Source organism: Rhizobium sp. NZLR10, from assembly GCF_019685125.1.
GTDB lineage: Bacteria > Pseudomonadota > Alphaproteobacteria > Rhizobiales > Rhizobiaceae > Rhizobium.
This window is the reverse complement of sequence record NZ_JABDWE010000006.1, coordinates 156,056-171,122: the sequence shown is the minus strand read 5'-3', so window position 1 is coordinate 171,122 and position 15,067 is coordinate 156,056. Positions and strand designations below refer to the sequence as shown.

General features: G+C 60.9%; 14 protein-coding genes. 5 read left to right on the top strand and 9 right to left on the bottom strand.

Features of this window, described 5'->3' with window-relative positions; genetic code table 11:
- The first annotated feature begins 70 nt into the window (after nucleotides 1-70).
- The 5 genes from HJB82_RS11630 to HJB82_RS11610 all read left to right on the top strand — a co-directional run bounded on the left by HJB82_RS11630 (nucleotide 71) and on the right by HJB82_RS11610 (nucleotide 4,904).
- Nucleotides 71-1,096 carry a sulfate ABC transporter substrate-binding protein gene (locus HJB82_RS11630; protein ID WP_207585581.1) on the top strand — a complete coding sequence of 342 codons (1,026 nt, stop codon included), beginning with the start codon at nucleotides 71-73 and terminating at the stop codon, nucleotides 1,094-1,096.
- Between the two features lie 8 nt (nucleotides 1,097-1,104).
- Nucleotides 1,105-1,962 carry a sulfate ABC transporter permease subunit CysT gene (gene cysT, locus HJB82_RS11625; RefSeq protein WP_207585580.1) on the top strand — a complete coding sequence of 286 codons (858 nt, stop codon included), beginning with the start codon at nucleotides 1,105-1,107 and terminating at the stop codon, nucleotides 1,960-1,962.
- Nucleotides 1,952-2,824 carry a sulfate ABC transporter permease subunit CysW gene (cysW, locus tag HJB82_RS11620; RefSeq protein WP_207585579.1) on the top strand — a complete coding sequence of 291 codons (873 nt, stop codon included), beginning with the start codon at nucleotides 1,952-1,954 and terminating at the stop codon, nucleotides 2,822-2,824. The genes cysT and cysW overlap by 11 nt, the downstream gene beginning before the upstream one ends.
- A gap of 10 nt (nucleotides 2,825-2,834) precedes the next feature.
- Complete coding sequence (locus HJB82_RS11615) at nucleotides 2,835-3,875, top strand: sulfate/molybdate ABC transporter ATP-binding protein (RefSeq protein WP_207585578.1); 1,041 nt, start codon at nucleotides 2,835-2,837, stop codon at nucleotides 3,873-3,875.
- A 159-nt stretch (nucleotides 3,876-4,034) separates the two neighbouring features.
- Nucleotides 4,035-4,904 (top strand): cell wall hydrolase, encoded by an 870-nt coding sequence (locus tag HJB82_RS11610; protein WP_221115666.1) that lies wholly within the window; start codon nucleotides 4,035-4,037, stop codon nucleotides 4,902-4,904.
- 31 nt (nucleotides 4,905-4,935) lie between these two features.
- Here HJB82_RS11610 and pepT read toward each other — a convergent pair whose 3' ends face one another.
- The 9 genes from pepT to HJB82_RS11565 form a co-directional block, all read right to left on the bottom strand.
- Nucleotides 4,936-6,168: a peptidase T gene (gene pepT, locus HJB82_RS11605; protein WP_221131871.1), complete on the bottom strand. Its 1,233-nt coding sequence runs from the start codon at nucleotides 6,166-6,168 to the stop codon at nucleotides 4,936-4,938.
- Nucleotides 6,169-6,261: 93 nt separating this feature from the next.
- A complete protein-coding gene (locus HJB82_RS11600) occupies nucleotides 6,262-7,320 on the bottom strand; it encodes an ABC transporter ATP-binding protein (protein ID WP_207585575.1) in 1,059 nt (352 codons plus the stop codon).
- A gap of 4 nt (nucleotides 7,321-7,324) precedes the next feature.
- Nucleotides 7,325-8,155 carry a carbohydrate ABC transporter permease gene (locus HJB82_RS11595; RefSeq protein ID WP_221131870.1) on the bottom strand — a complete coding sequence of 277 codons (831 nt, stop codon included), beginning with the start codon at nucleotides 8,153-8,155 and terminating at the stop codon, nucleotides 7,325-7,327.
- A gap of 4 nt (nucleotides 8,156-8,159) precedes the next feature.
- Nucleotides 8,160-9,095: a carbohydrate ABC transporter permease gene (locus HJB82_RS11590; protein WP_221139983.1), complete on the bottom strand. Its 936-nt coding sequence runs from the start codon at nucleotides 9,093-9,095 to the stop codon at nucleotides 8,160-8,162.
- Nucleotides 9,096-9,302: 207 nt separating this feature from the next.
- Nucleotides 9,303-10,562: a sugar ABC transporter substrate-binding protein gene (locus tag HJB82_RS11585; protein ID WP_221139982.1), complete on the bottom strand. Its 1,260-nt coding sequence runs from the start codon at nucleotides 10,560-10,562 to the stop codon at nucleotides 9,303-9,305.
- A gap of 34 nt (nucleotides 10,563-10,596) precedes the next feature.
- The gene (locus HJB82_RS11580; protein WP_221139981.1) at nucleotides 10,597-11,769 is read right to left on the bottom strand and encodes a PLP-dependent transferase; all 1,173 of its coding nucleotides are present in this window, start codon (nucleotides 11,767-11,769) and stop codon (nucleotides 10,597-10,599) included.
- Nucleotides 11,766-12,488 carry a FadR/GntR family transcriptional regulator gene (locus tag HJB82_RS11575; protein ID WP_221139980.1) on the bottom strand — a complete coding sequence of 241 codons (723 nt, stop codon included), beginning with the start codon at nucleotides 12,486-12,488 and terminating at the stop codon, nucleotides 11,766-11,768. The genes HJB82_RS11580 and HJB82_RS11575 overlap by 4 nt, the downstream gene beginning before the upstream one ends.
- 298 nt (nucleotides 12,489-12,786) lie before the next feature.
- Nucleotides 12,787-13,767, bottom strand: a complete 981-nt coding sequence (locus tag HJB82_RS11570; protein ID WP_207585569.1) for an NADP-dependent oxidoreductase — start codon at nucleotides 13,765-13,767, stop codon at nucleotides 12,787-12,789.
- Nucleotides 13,768-14,111: 344 nt separating this feature from the next.
- Nucleotides 14,112-15,002 (bottom strand): LysR family transcriptional regulator, encoded by an 891-nt coding sequence (locus HJB82_RS11565; protein ID WP_221115664.1) that lies wholly within the window; start codon nucleotides 15,000-15,002, stop codon nucleotides 14,112-14,114.
- Between the last annotated feature and the right edge of the window lie 65 nt (nucleotides 15,003-15,067).

The window sequence follows — 15,067 nt, the reverse complement described above, 5'->3', positions numbered from 1 at the left end:
AACCGGAAGAACCTTTGTTTCATTATACGACTGACTTGATAGAGTTAAGACAGAAAACAGGAGGGTTCCCATGCAGACACAACGGCTCACCCGGCTCCTCGCGGCCGCGGTCATGGCGGGCAGCTTCGCGATCGGGAGCATTGCTCCCGCTTTCGCGGATCAGACGCTGCTCAACGTTTCCTATGATCCGACTCGCGAATTGTATAAGGATTTCAATGCTGCCTTTGCTGCCAAGTGGCAAAAGGACAGCGGTGAAACCGTGACGATCCAAGCCTCGCATGGCGGTTCCGGCGCCCAGGCCCGCTCCGTCATCGACGGTCTCGACGCCGACGTCGTCACCCTGGCGCTCGAAGGTGATATCGACGCCATCGCCAAGGCGACCGGCAAGATCCCGGCCGACTGGAAGACAAAATTCCCCAATAATTCGACGCCCTATACGTCGACGATCGTCTTCCTCGTGCGCAAGGGCAACCCGAAGGGCATCAAGGATTGGGGCGACCTGGTCAAGGACGACGTGCAGGTCATCACCCCGAACCCGAAGACATCGGGCGGCGCCCGCTGGAACTTCCTCGCTGCCTGGGCATGGGCCAAGCAGGCGAATGGCGGCGACGAAGCCAAGGCGCAGGATTATGTTGCGAAACTGCTGCAGCACGTTCCAGTTCTCGACACCGGCGCGCGCGGCGCCACGACCACCTTCGTCCAGCGCGGCCTCGGCGACGTGCTGCTTGCCTGGGAAAATGAAGCCTATCTTTCGCTCGAAGAACTCGGTCCCGACCAGTTCGAGATCGTGACGCCGAGCTTCTCGATCCGCGCCGACCCGCCGGTTGCCATCGTCGACGGCAATGTCGACAAGAAGGGTACACGGAAGGTCGCCGAAGCCTATCTCAACTACCTTTATTCGGACGAAGGCCAGAAGATCGCCGCCAAGCACTATTACCGGCCGATCAAGCCGGAAGCCGCCGATCCGGCCGACATAGCCCGCTTCCCGAAGCTGACGCTCGCGACCATCGACGACTTCGGCGGCTGGAAAGAAGCGCAGCCGAAATTCTTCGGCGACGGCGGGGTATTTGACCAGATCTACAAGCCGGCCCAATAATAGACTTCATGAAAGCACATAGCCCCACGCGGTGGCGGTTCAGGCGGCCGAGCGTCATTCCGGGTTTCGGAATGACGCTCGGCTTTACCTTGACCTGGCTCACCCTTCTGATCCTCATCCCGCTCTCGGGCCTTGCCGTCCGGTCGAGCGCGCTCGGCTGGGAGAAATTCTGGTCGATCGCGCTCGATCCGCGCACGCTGAACGCGCTGCGCATCAGCTTCGGCAGCGCCTTCATCGCCGCGATCGTCAATGCCGTCTTCGGCGTCCTGCTTGCCTGGGTGCTGGTGCGCTACCGCTTTCCCGGCAAACGCATCATCGATGCCATGGTCGACCTTCCCTTCGCGCTGCCGACCGCCGTTGCCGGCATCGCACTGACGACGCTTTATGCGCCGAATGGCTGGATCGGCCAGTTTCTGACGCCGCTCGGCATCAAGATCGCCTTCACCCCGGCCGGCATCGTCGTGGCGCTGATCTTCGTCGGCCTGCCGTTCGTGGTGCGCACGGTGCAACCGGTCATGGAGGAAATCGACAAGGAGGTCGAGGAAGCAGCCGCAACGCTCGGCGCCAATCGCTTCCAGACGATTTTCCGCGTGCTGCTGCCGGGGCTGGCGCCTGCCGCGCTCACCGGCTTTGCGCTCGCCTTTGCCCGCGGCGTCGGCGAATACGGCTCGGTCATCTTCATCGCCGGCAACCTGCCGTTCAAATCGGAGATCGCACCGCTTTTGATCATCATCAAACTCGAAGAGTATAATTACGCGGCAGCGACCGGCATTGCGGCGATCATGCTGATCATCTCGTTCGCCATGCTGCTCGTCATCAACCTCATCCAGAGCTGGAGCAGGCGGAGGTACGGCTATGGCGCTTGAGTCAACCGTTCAACCGGTCAAGCTGCGTTCGGTGACCACCGAAAACCGGATCGCGCGCCGCACGCTGATCATCGTCTCGATGGTCTTCCTGCTGCTGATACTGCTGCTGCCGCTCGCGGCCGTCTTCGTCGAGGCCTTCCGCAAGGGTGCCGGCCCGTTCCTCCAGGCGCTCGCAGACGCCGAGACCTTCTCGGCGATCCGCCTGACACTGATCGTTGCCGGCGTCAGCGTTCCCCTCAACCTCGTCTTCGGGGTCACCGCCGCCTGGGCGATCGCCAAGTTCGAGTTCAAGGGCAAGGCCTTTCTGACGACGCTGATCGACATGCCCTTCTCGGTCTCACCCGTCATATCGGGCCTGGTCTTCGTGCTGTTGTTCGGCGCCAATACCTGGCTCGGCCAGTGGCTCAGCGCTCATGACATCAAGATCCTGTTTGCGGTGCCGGGGTTGATCCTCGCCACCATGTTCGTCACCTTCCCCTTCGTCGCCCGCGAGCTGATCCCGCTGATGCAGGAACAAGGAACGGCCGACGAAGAGGCAGCCCTTTCGCTCGGCGCCAGCGGCTGGCAGACCTTCTGGCACGTGACGCTGCCGAATATCAAATGGGGCCTGCTCTACGGGGTGCTGCTCTGCAACGCCCGCGCCATGGGCGAGTTCGGCGCCGTCTCGGTGGTGTCAGGCCACATCCGCGGCCAGACAAACACCATGCCGCTGCAGGTGGAGATCCTCTATAACGAGTATAATTTCACCGGCGCTTTTGCCGTCGCCACACTTTTGGCCTTGCTGGCGCTCGTCACTCTTGTTTTGAAGACGCTGCTGGAAATGCGCTATAGCGCTGAAATCGCCGCCAGCCGGCGGCACTGAAGGATTTGGAATGGAAGTACGCGTTCAAAACATCCGCAAGGAATTCGATCGTTTTCCGGCGCTGCACGATGTCTCGCTCGACATCCGCTCCGGCGAGCTCATCGCACTGCTCGGCCCTTCGGGCTCCGGCAAGACGACATTGCTGCGGCTGATCGCCGGCCTCGAAAGCCCAACGGAGGGTCTGATCTTCTTCGGCGACGAGGACGCCTCGAAGAAAACCGTTCAGCAGCGCAATATCGGCTTCGTCTTCCAGCACTATGCTCTGTTCCGCTACATGACGGTGCTCGACAATGTCTCCTTCGGCCTGAAGGTCAGGAACAGCGCACGGCGGCCCGCCAAGGCCGATATCCGCAAGCGAGCGCTGGAACTGCTCGACCTCGTCCAGCTTTCCGGTCTCGAAAAACGCTACCCCGCCCAGCTTTCCGGCGGTCAGCGCCAGCGTGTGGCGCTTGCCCGCGCCATGGCCGTCGAGCCGAACGTGCTGCTGCTCGACGAGCCCTTCGGGGCGCTCGACGCCCAGGTGCGCAGGGATCTGCGTAAATGGCTGCGCGATATCCATGACCGCACCGGTCACACCACCGTCTTCGTTACCCACGACCAGGACGAGGCCCTGGAGCTTGCCGACCGCGTCGTCGTCATGAGCCAGGGGGCGATCGAACAGGTCGGCACGCCGGATGAGGTCTACGACAACCCGAATTCTCCCTTCGTCTTCGGCTTCATCGGCCAGTCGAACTGCCTGCAGGTCGAAATCTCCGATGGTGACATCCGCTTTGAAGGCCGTTCGCTCGGCCTCAATGCCGATAGTGAGCCGGAGGGCCCTGCGCAGCTCTACTTCCGCCCGCATGACGTCAGGCTCTGCGAATCGGCTGAAAACTGCATTGCCGGCCAGCCGGTTTCCAGCCGCCGCGTGGCCGGTACCCGCCATATCGAATTGGATATCGGCAATGACCGCCCGCATATCGAGATCGAGCTGCCGCCGAGCGAGGCCGACAGGCTCGACCGCAACCGCGTGGCCTTCAAGCCGACCCGCTGGAAGCTGTTCCGCAGCTGATGGAGGTTGTCGCCAATGACCCGGCTCCTTGCAGGACTCTCATGTCGCGAGAGTCCATTTGGCTTTTTGTGATCTATGGTTGTTTGTATTTTAGTCACATGACGAGTAAAAGATTTTCACGATAAAAAGTAGGACTAATCCCACAGGAGGCACCTGGCGTTGAGGGCGGAGATTTCCTTTGGAAAATCCCTGATCGGGATTTTGTTCGCAGGGCTGGCGGCCGCAGGCTGCACGACGACATCGAAACCGGCGGCAACGTCGGCGAAGACCAAGCAGGTTCACGCGGCGAAGGTCACTTTCAATTATACGACCAAGGATCGCGACTGCCTGCAGCGCGCGATGTATTTCGAATCGCAGCATTCGGATGAGGACGGCTATATGGCTGTCGGAACCGTCGTCATGAACCGGCTCACCTCCGGCGCCTATCCTCCTTCGATCTGCGGCGTCGTCGCCCAGGAAAAGCAGTTTGCGCCCGGCGTGATGACGCGCGAAGTCAAGCCGCAGGCCGAAACCGAGCTGGCGACCGCCGCCGACGCGATCCTGAAGGGCGCACGCCATCCGGCGGTGAAGGATGCAATGTTCTTCCACACCGACGGGCTGAAATTCCCCTACAACAACATGCATTATGTGACGGTCGCCGGCGGCAACGCCTTCTACGAGAAGCGCGACTCCGACGGCATGCTCGAGACACCGCCGCCGCTGCCCGCCTATGAGGTGGCGATGAATTATGTACCGGGCGAAAGCATGCTGCCGCCGCAATTCGAGGCGCTGATCCCCTCGGCTGTTCCCGTTCCTCTCCCGGCTCCGGATCCGTTGGCGACGGCGAGCACGATATCGGCGATAAATATGGCGCCCACAGCACGTATGGCGCCCATCGCAAATCCCATGCCGATGCAGATCACCGCACCGGTGACTTCGCCGGAAACCTCGATCGAACCCGACCCGGGAATGCCGATCGCGATCCCCATTCCCCGCCCCGCCTATGACAGCGTCATGCTGCGCGGCAGCATTGCAGCGAACGGCGGCTAAACCAGTTTCGATTTTGAAGTGAACGCGCGCCTTAAGCGCGCTCTTCCCAGACCCTGGCAAGCTCGACGATCGTCTTGACTGCCTTTTCCATATCCTGGCGGCTGACCCATTCGAGCGGCGAGTGGAAGGCGTGGCCGCCGGCGAAGATGTTTGGGCATGGCAGACCCATGAAGGAGAGGCGCGAGCCGTCGGTGCCGCCGCGGATGCTGCCGCGCACTGGCGTCATGTCGGCCCGGCGCACCGCTTCGATGGCGTTGTCGACGATTTGCGGGTGGCGGTCGAGCACCACCTTCATGTTGCGATACTGCTCCTTGACCTGGAAATGATAGGTCGAGCCGGGATAGCCAGCCATGACCTCCTTGACGATGGCTTCGAGCATGGCTTCCTTTTCCACCAGCCCCTTGTCGGTGAAGTCGCGAATGATGAGGCTGAGCGACGCCTTCTCCATCGAGCCGGTCACCCCTGTCGCATGGATGAAACCCTGCTTTCCCTCGGTGGTCTCGGGCGCCATCTCCCTCGGCAGCCGGTCGATGATGGCGCCGGCGATCTTGATGGCGTTCTCCATACGATCCTTGGCGAAACCCGGATGGATCGCCACGCCTGCTATGCCGATCTCCACACCATCGGCCGAGAAGGTCTCGTCCTCGATATGGCCGGCGGTCTCGCCGTCCATCGTATAGGCAAAGTCGGCGCCGAGTTTCCTGAGGTCGACCTTGTTGACGCCGCGCCCGACCTCTTCGTCGGGCGTGAACAGGATTTTGATCGTCCCGTGCCGGAGAGCTGGATTGTCGACAAGGAACTGGGCCGCGGTCATGATTTCCGCCAGTCCCGCCTTGTCGTCGGCGCCGAGCAATGTCGTGCCATCGGTCGTGACGATGTCGTTGCCGATCTGATTGTTCAACTCGGGATGCTCGGAAACGCGGATGACCCGGCTTGCATCGCCGGCAAGCCTGATATCCCCACCGGCATAGTTCCGGATGATCTGCGGCTTGACATTCGTGCCGCTGAAATCGGGCGCCGTATCCATGTGCGAGCAGAAACAGATGACCGGCACCGTCTTGTCGCTATTTCCAGGAATGGTCGCGTAGACATAACCGTGTTCATCGAGATGCGCGTCGGCAAGGCCGATCTTCAGCAGTTCATCGACCAGAACCCGGCCGAGATCCTTCTGTTTTTCGGTGGTCGGCTGCGTCGACGAGGCAGGATCGGATTGCGTGTCGATAACGGTATAACGGAGAAAGCGGTCGAGAACGGTATCGGTCATGGCATCCAATCCAGAAAGATCACCCGAGAGATATAATCCTCGCGGAGGATGCGGCAAAAGATTTTTCCGCTCGCGACGCGAGAGAATTGCCGTTCAGTCGATGCGCTTTCCCTCGCCGTCGAAGACGTGCAGATACTGGGCCGGGAAGGCCACGTTCACCTTCGGGCCTGCCTTCAGCGCTTCGCGATCGAGCGTGAAGATCTTGAACGGCAGGCCGTGCAGGGCAAGGTGCAGGATGATGCCGAAACCGGTGGGTTCGACGAGTTCGACATCGGTGGCAAGTCCTGCCCCGTCATTGGTCATCAGCACGTGCTCCGGCCGGATGCCGAGCGTCACCTTGGCGCCGTCTCCCAGCGGCAGCGGCTTTGCCAGCGGCACGATCGTGCCGTCCTGCAGCTTGACGCCGCCTTCGACATAGCTCGCCTCGAGGAAATTCATTCCCGGCGAGCCGATGAAGCCGGCGACAAAAAGATTGGCAGGGCGGTCATAAAGTTCCAGGGGACTGCCGACCTGCTGGACGACGCCGCCATGCATGGCGACGATCCGGTCCGCCAGCGTCATCGCCTCGATCTGGTCGTGGGTGACGTAGATCGAGGTCGCCTTCAGGTCGCCATGCAGTTTCTTGATTTCGGCGCGCATCTGTTCGCGCAGGCGCGCATCGAGGTTGGAAAGCGGTTCGTCGAACAGGAAGGCCTTCGGTTGGCGCACGATGGCGCGGCCCATGGCGACGCGCTGGCGCTGGCCGCCGGAAAGCGCCTTCGGCCGCCGTTCGAGCAGCGGATCGAGGCCAAGCTTGGCGGCGGCCGAAGCCACAGCGCTCGCGATCTTCTCCTTCGCCGTCTTCCGCAGCTTGAGGCTGTAGCTCATATTGCCGGCGACGTTCATATGCGGATAGAGCGCATAGGACTGGAACACCATGGCGATGTCGCGGTCCTTGGGATGAAGCTCGTTCACTCTGGCGCCTGCAATGCGGATCTCGCCTGATGTGACCTCCTCCAGCCCGGCGATCATGCGCAGCAGCGTGGACTTGCCGCAGCCGGACGGACCGACGAGCACGACGAACTCGCCATCCTTGATTTCGAGGTCGACGCCGTGCAGCACCTGCACATGGCCATAGGCTTTGCGGATATTCTGGATATCGATCGATGCCATTTGTTTAACCCTTGACCGCGCCGGCCGTCAGGCCCTGGACGAGATAACGCTGGATGAGCAGGAAGAAGAGGCCGGCCGGAATGAGCGCCATGACACCCGCCGCCATCATCTGCCCGAAATCCACCGAGAATTTCGAAACGAAGGTGAGAAGGCCGACCGGGAAGGTCGCCGCGTCATTGCCGTTGATCAGCATCAGCGCAAACAACAACTCGCTCCAGGCGGCGGTGAAGACGAAGCCGAGCGTGGCGGCGATCCCCGGCAGCGTCAGCGGCAGGATGATCTGGCGAAACGCCGTGAACTGCGTCGCCCCGTCGATCATCGCCGCCTCTTCGAGATCCCTCGGGATGCCGTCGAAGAAGGACTGCATCAGGAAGGTGGCAAACGGCACGTTGAAGGCGGTGTAGACGATGACGAGGCCGGTCAGGCTGTTGGTCAGATGCAGCGGCGACAGGATCTTGAAGATCGGCGCCACCAGCATGACCAAAGGAAACATCTGGGTCAGCAGCATCAGCGCGACGATCCAGTATTTTGCCCTGAAATTGAACCGCGACAGCGCGTAGCCCGACAGCGAGGCGCAGATCGTCACCGTCACCGCCGTCGACGTCGAGACGATCAGGCTGTTCTTGAAGAAGGTCGGAAAGGCGCTGTGCTGCAGCACGAAGGCATAATGCTCCCAGGTCGTGCGCGACGGCCACATGCGCACGCCTTCGCTATAGAGCAGGTCGTTCGGCGTCACCGAGACCTTGAGCAGCCAGAACAGCGGGAAGAGCGCGAAGGCGATATAGCAGAGGATTGCCAGACGGTGCGCAATGGTGGGAATGACGGATCGTCTCATTGGCTCAATCCTTGTTCAGCAGCGTCTGCCGCAGCAGGATGATCAGCATCGAATAGGCCAGCAGCAGCCCGAGCAGCACCAGCGCGATCGCCGAGGCGTAACCGAAATCGAGCCGCTTGAACGCCGTCGTGAAGATGTAGCTCGCAACGATCTGCGTCCGATCGGCCGGCCCGCCATTGGTCATGACGACGATGAGATCGGCGAAATTGGAAATCCAGACGGTGCGCAGCAGCACGGTGATGGCGATCGTCGGCGCCAGAAACGGCAGGGTGATCGAGCGAAAACGCTGGAACCAGCCGGCGCCGTCGATCGACGCCGCCTCGTAGAGATCGCGCGGGATTGCCTGCAGGGCGGCAAGCAGGGTGATGGCGAAGAAGGGAATGCCCCACCAGACATTGGCGACGATCGGCCCCCACATCGCATAATTCGGATCGGAAAGGATATTGCCCGAGTCATGCATCAGCCCGAGGGCGAAGAGCCAGTGCGGGATCGGCCCGATGACCGGATTGAACAGCCAGGCCCAGTTGAGGCCGGCGAGAAAGGACGGCACCGCCCAGGGCAGGAAGACCAGAGCCTGGGCGATTGCCCGGCCTGGGAATGGCTTGTCGAGCAGCAGCGCCAGGATGAGCCCGAAGGTAAACTGCAGGACGACGGAGGCGCCGGTCCACCAGAGGGTGTTGCGCAGCGCCCCATAGAAGGCCGGATCCGTGGAAAGCTCGCGGAAATGATCGAGCCCGATGAAGCCGCCGGAAAACGGATTGAGCAGCTGAATATCGCGGAAGGCATAGGAAACGCCGACCGTCAGCGGCACCAGCATCACCGCGATGATCAGGATCAGCGACGGCGCGCTGTAGAGATAGGGCTCCGAAGCATCGGCAAGACGACGCAGCCATGGCCTGCGGTCGCGACGCATGTCGAGCGTATCGGCGGAAGTGGTCATCAGATTGCAGTTTCCATTGTCTTTACCGGTCGGGAATTGGTGACGTTTCCGAATGGAGAGACCGGAGCCCCCTCATCCGACCCTACGGGCCACCTTCTCCCCGCTGGGGAGAAGGGGAATGAGGCGCCGCCACGCGTCCCTTCTCCCCAGCGGGGAGAAGGTGCCGGCAGGCGGATGAGGGGGCTTCTGCCACAAAGCCCTCTATCCTTATTTCTTAGTCAGGAACTTCTGCTGCGCCTTGGTCAGGTATTCCGCCCACTGGTTGGCCAGATCCTTCGCCGAGATGTCGCCCAGCATTGCCTGCTGCGAGGTCTTGATCGCCAGCGAATCCTTGAAGAAGGCAAATTCCTCGAGGTAGGTCGGCATCACCGTCGGTACCGTGTTCGGGTCCGCCAGTTCCTCGAACCAGCCCTTGAACTGGTCACCGGCATAGAACGGATCCTTCTCGGCCGCCGTATAGGCCGGCAGGGCGCCGATGCGCTTGTTCCACTCGATATTGCCTTCCGGCCCTTCGAGGGTGGCGATCAGCTTCCAGGAGAGATCCTTGTTGCCGCTGGTCGAAAACATCGACCAGCCGCCATAACCGATGGTCGGGAAGGACTTGCCGTCGGGGCCTTTCGGCAGCGGCATGACGCCGAAATCGTCCTTCTTCATGCGTTCGGCAATGGCGATCAGCGCATCCGGATCCTGGTCGAGGAAGGCGCAGGTGCCGGAATAGAAACCGGCGACGACTTCGTTGAAGCCCCAGTTGATGCTGTCCTTCGGCGCATAACCCTTCTTGTAGAGATCGACCATCCATTCGATGCCCTTGGCCCAGCCGGGGCTGTTCATCGTCGAGGTGCCGTCCTCATTGAAGTATTTGTTCGAACCGGCCATCGAGGCGGCGAAGATCATCCAGCCGTTGAGGCCGCCCGCTCCACCGCGCATGCAGTAGCCGTATTTCCCTGAAAGTTTGGAGATCTTTTCCGACGCGGCGGTGAACTCCTCCAGCGTCTTCGGCGGCGCTGCGACACCGGCTTCCGAAAGCAGCTTCTTGTTGTAGAACATCGCCCGGAGATAGAAGCCGTAGGGCAGCATATAGGCGGTCTTCTTGACGTCGCGGCCGAGTTCGAGCGCGCGCGGCGTCAGTTCCTTTGTGTGCTCCCACTTTGCGAGATAGGGCTCCAGGCTTTCGAGCATGCCGTTATTGGCATAGAGCGACAGCCAGGTATCGGGCATTTCCATCACATCGGGCACATCGCCGGCCGATACCATGGTCGCAAACTTCTGGAACGCTTCGTTCCAGGGCAGCGAAATGATGTCGACCTTGGTGCCGGGATTGGCGGCTTCGAACTTGCCGACGATCGATTTCAGCGTTTCGGTGCGCTCCGGGCTGGTGATGACTTCGACGAGCTTCAGCGTCGTGTCGGCAAAGGCCGTGCCCGCCATCATCGAAGCAAAGAGCGTTGAGATTATTAGCTTTTTCATGCTCGGTTCCCCCTTGTTAGGTTTCTCTCAGGTTTCAGGATTGCGAGGCGGCGGCGAGCGCCTCCTCGATGTCTCTCCACAGGGCCTCGGTTCCTTCGAGGCCGACATGGAGGCGTACGGATCGCGCATGGATGCCGAAGGCATGTGCGGAATTCGGCTGCGCCTTCTGCTGAAGCACCACCTCGCCCGGTACGATCAGGCTTTCATGTCCACCCCAGCTTACACCCAATTTGAAGAGCTTGAGGTGATCGGCGAAGGCGCGGATATCGACGCCTTCGCGGAAGATGAACGAAAACAGGCCCGAGGTGCCGCTGAGCCCGGCGGGCAGACGGTTGGCGAGGCCGGGATGGCAGACCGTCTCCACGACCTCGAGCTTCTGCAGGCGCCGGGCGATTTCAAGCGCCGATGCCTCATGGGCCCGCATACGCAGCGGCAGCGTGCGCAGCCCGCGGATCAGGAGCCAGGCGTCGAACGGCGAAAGTTTGCCGCCGAGATAGGGATAGGCTTCGGCCTTGATCCGGGCGATCATCGCCTTCGAGCCGGCAACGATCCCCGCCACCACATCACTGTGGCCGCCGAGGTATTTCGAGGCGGAATGGATGACCAGATCGACGCCGAGCGTCAGCGGCCGCTGGAAGAACGGGCTTGCCCAGCTGTTGTCGATCATCGAGACGATGCCATGTTGCCTGGCGAGGGCCGCGAGCGCGCCGACGTCATGCGCTTCCATCACCCAGCTCGTCGGGCTTTCCAAGTAGAGGAGCTTGGCGCCGGGCAGCGCCCTGGCAACCGCTTCCTCGTCGCGCCCATCGACATAGGTCACCTCGATCTTCATCCGCTTCAGGATGGTGCCGAACAGGCGGAAAGCATCGGGATAGACGTGTTTGACGGCGACGATGCGGTCGCCCGGCTCGACGAAGCTCAGCACCGCCGACGAAATCGCCGCCATGCCGCTTGCAAAACCCAGCGCATCCTCCGCACCCTCGAGCTTGGCCAGCATTTCCTCGAAGGCGCGCACCGTCGGGTTCAGCCCGCGCGTATAGGTCGGCCGCACTTTCTCGCCGCGATAGGCGGCGATCATCTCGTCGTAATCGGAAAAGGTGAAAAGCGAGGTCTGGAAGATCGGCGGCACGACGGCGTCGGCGAAATTGCCTTCGTCGTGAGCGGTGATGAGGGAAGCAAGATCGAACGGGTCTGCGCCGCTGCTCATTTTGACATTTCCTTGATGTCTTCCTCGACGATATCGAGAATTTTCAATGTTTCCACGCGCGCCGCCTCGGGATCCCCGGCCGCAATCGCGTTGAAAAGGGTGCGGTGAAAGGGAAAGGACCGGCGAGCGAAATCCTGCCGGTCGAACGGATGTTCCCAGAAGCGCTCGAAGGTCTCGCGCATCTGCTCGAGCAACTGGCGAAACAGCGGATTGTGGGTGGCGTCGTAGACTGCGAGATGGAAGGCCAGATCCTCCGGCCCGGACGTGCCCTTCTCCAGGTGCACGTGCTCCATCGCGTTCAGCTTTTCCTCGATGACGACGAGGTCCTTCGCCGTGCGCCGCCGCGCCGCAACCATGCCCGCTTCGCATTCGATGCCGCGGCGAACTTCCAGCGTCTGCAGCAGCGCGTCGCGCAGATGCGCCGCGTCGAACGATAGCGGCATATGGATCGTCGCCCTGGACACCGGCTTCAACAGGTAGGTGCCGCTGCCCTTGCGCGTCTCGATGACGCCGAGCGCCTGAAAGTGGCGGATCGCCTCGCGAATGGTCGAGCGACCGACGGCAAGTGCGGCCATCAGCTCGCGCTCGGCCGGCAGCCGGTCTCCCGCCTGCAGCCGCGCTTCCTCAACATAATCCGCCAGCGCGTCGGTCACCTGACGCGCGCGGTCCATGGCGGGAAGCGGCCGGATCACCGGCCTATCGCTACGATTTGCCTTCATGGTTCCCCATTTTCTTATCAGGCAGTCAGGCTCTTGAATTGGTCTGACATCTTAGCATTTCTCAAAGTGGGGGAGGCGTCAAGGGGTGTTGTTGGTGTCGAGTTGCTCGGAATTTCCGGACAATATTGGAGAACTTTCGAAAAACCCCTCGTAAGATATTCGGAGATCGGGAGAATCACCCAGAAGGGGGCAGCCATGCAGCAGGTAGAGGATGGGCTTGAACACGGCGTCGCTCATGAGAACACCTTCCGGTAAGGATGTAGGGCCTCAGTCGGAATGAAGAGCGCGAGAATAGTAATCAGCGGGTGAGGTCTGCGACGATCTTACCCGGCGCGTGGCCGGTACGATTGCGCTCGATTGCAGAGGCAAGATCATCGAACCCGACTACCTCGGCGATTGTCGATTGCAAAGTGCCCGCGTCGACCTGCTGAGCGATGGCAGCCAGACGCGAGGTGTCGGGCTTATTCGACAGAAAGACGCCCCGCCGACCATCCGGCGCACGCGATGCGACGTCTGGTGCCGCGATGCTCACGAGCAGGCCGTTAGATGACAACAGCGCCCAAGATGGGTCCAGAACCTTGCCGCCGACCAGATCGACGACGAAGTCGATCTTGCCTGTGAGGTGCTCCAGGGTCTGATGGCGGTAATCGATCACCTCGTCTGCACCCAGGGCTTCCACATGCAGAAGGCTTGTGGTCGAGGCAGTGGCATAGACGAACGCTCCCGCCGATTTGGCGAACTGAACGGCAAAGCCGCCCACCCCGCCAGCCGCACCCTGAATCAGCACCCGCTGTCCAGACAGGTCGAGATCCGCGGCCTGAATGACATGCCAAGCCGTCATAGAGGCCACTGGGATAGCTGCAGCCTGGACGTCAGACAGGCCCTCCGGGGTCTGGACGAGTTTGCCGGCCTCGATGACAAGATGGTCGGCGTAGGCTCCGACGCCACCGAGGGCGGCCATGACCCGATCCCCAGCCTTCACGCCTGTGACGCCGTGGCCGGTCCGAAGCACGACGCCGGCCATTTCGATGCCAAGCGTCGCGGGCAGGGTTAGCTTGAAGCGCTCGCGGAGATAGCCTTCACGGATTTTCCAGTCGATGCCGTTTACTGCGGCGGCCTTGACCGACACCAAGACCTCGCCCGGGCCCGGCTCGGGCGAGGATACCCTATCGACTGTCAGGGATTCGGGCCCGCCATAGGCTTGAAGACGTAAGGCCCGGCCGGTGGCAAGCGGTGTAGTGTTTGGATCGGTGGGTTCGAAATCAGGCGAATTGTTCATGTGGATCTCCTTCTGGGGTGAAAGATATGAGTCCAAAATTTGAGCCACAAGTCGTCGCAATGGGACAGTCCGTCTCGCAGAAGAGACACATCGTCTTCAGGCGTGCCTTTGATTCGGCAGACCGTGGCGCTAGCCACCAGTTGGCATGCTCGACATTGTCTGATTATCTGCTGGTGAAGTGTGCCCCCTTAGGGGATAGGATTCGGGACGAAGTACGCCTCTGAAAGTCTCACTCAGATTGGACGATGTCTGTATTAACCGCTTCTGCAACGCGTTTAGTCTTATTATTAAGCAGTGGGCAATTATGGTCTGAACGACATTCAGGCCCGAAAGCTGCCCTCTCATCATCTGGCGATAAAGGCGGCCAGTTCGTCAGGTGTTCCGTTTGGAAAAGCCTGTTTTAGAAAATCCAGGAACGCGGAGACTTTTGGGCTTAGCAGTCGGCGAGAGGGATACAACGTCCATAAGGCTATCTCGGGACCGTCGAAATCGCCCCAATTCACCAACCTCCCGTCAGTGATATCTTGCGCCACCAACGAGATAGGAAGACGTGCCGCACCGACACCGATACGTGCCGCATCCCTGACCATGATAAGAGATGCGAGACCGAGTACAGGATCGATTGAAATCGAGGAGAGACCATTGGGTGTCTTCAGGCGCCATGTTTGTTGCTCGCCCGCCCCACGTATGACGCCAGGAGCGACAGCATCTTTTGTTGGACGCGGCAGGTCGGGGCTTGCTACGACGACAAGCCGATCCCGAAGAAATGCTCGCCCGATCAGGCTTTCATCAGAATCTGGATTGACCCGAATGACCAGATCGTAACCTTCCTCGATCATGTCGACAGGTCGATCCTCGGATGTGACCTCCAGCCGTACCTCGGGATATTTCAGTGCGAATTGAGCTGCGATTTTACCCATCGCGCTCTGAGAAAAAAGCACAGGCGCACTAATGCGCAGCTTTCCTTTGGGTGTTTGGCCGCCGGATGCGATCGCCGACGTGGTCTCGTCGAGTTCGGCGAGCAATCTCCCTGTCCGCTCGAAAAGCGCACGCCCCTCTTCGGTCAGTTTGAGGTTCCGCGCGCCCCGCTCAAACAGCCGAAGGTCAAGGCTGCTTTCCAACTCTGCGACGCGGCGGGACAGTGTTGCTTTGGGCCTTCCGGTCGCTCTTGCGGCTTTGCCGACCCCCCCGTGGCGGGCGACTAAATTAAAATCAGCAAGCGCAAGAAGATCCATAGGTGTCCCATCAGTGAGATAGTGTGTCCAAATTATCCGTCTATCGCACCGTCAGTGAACCACAC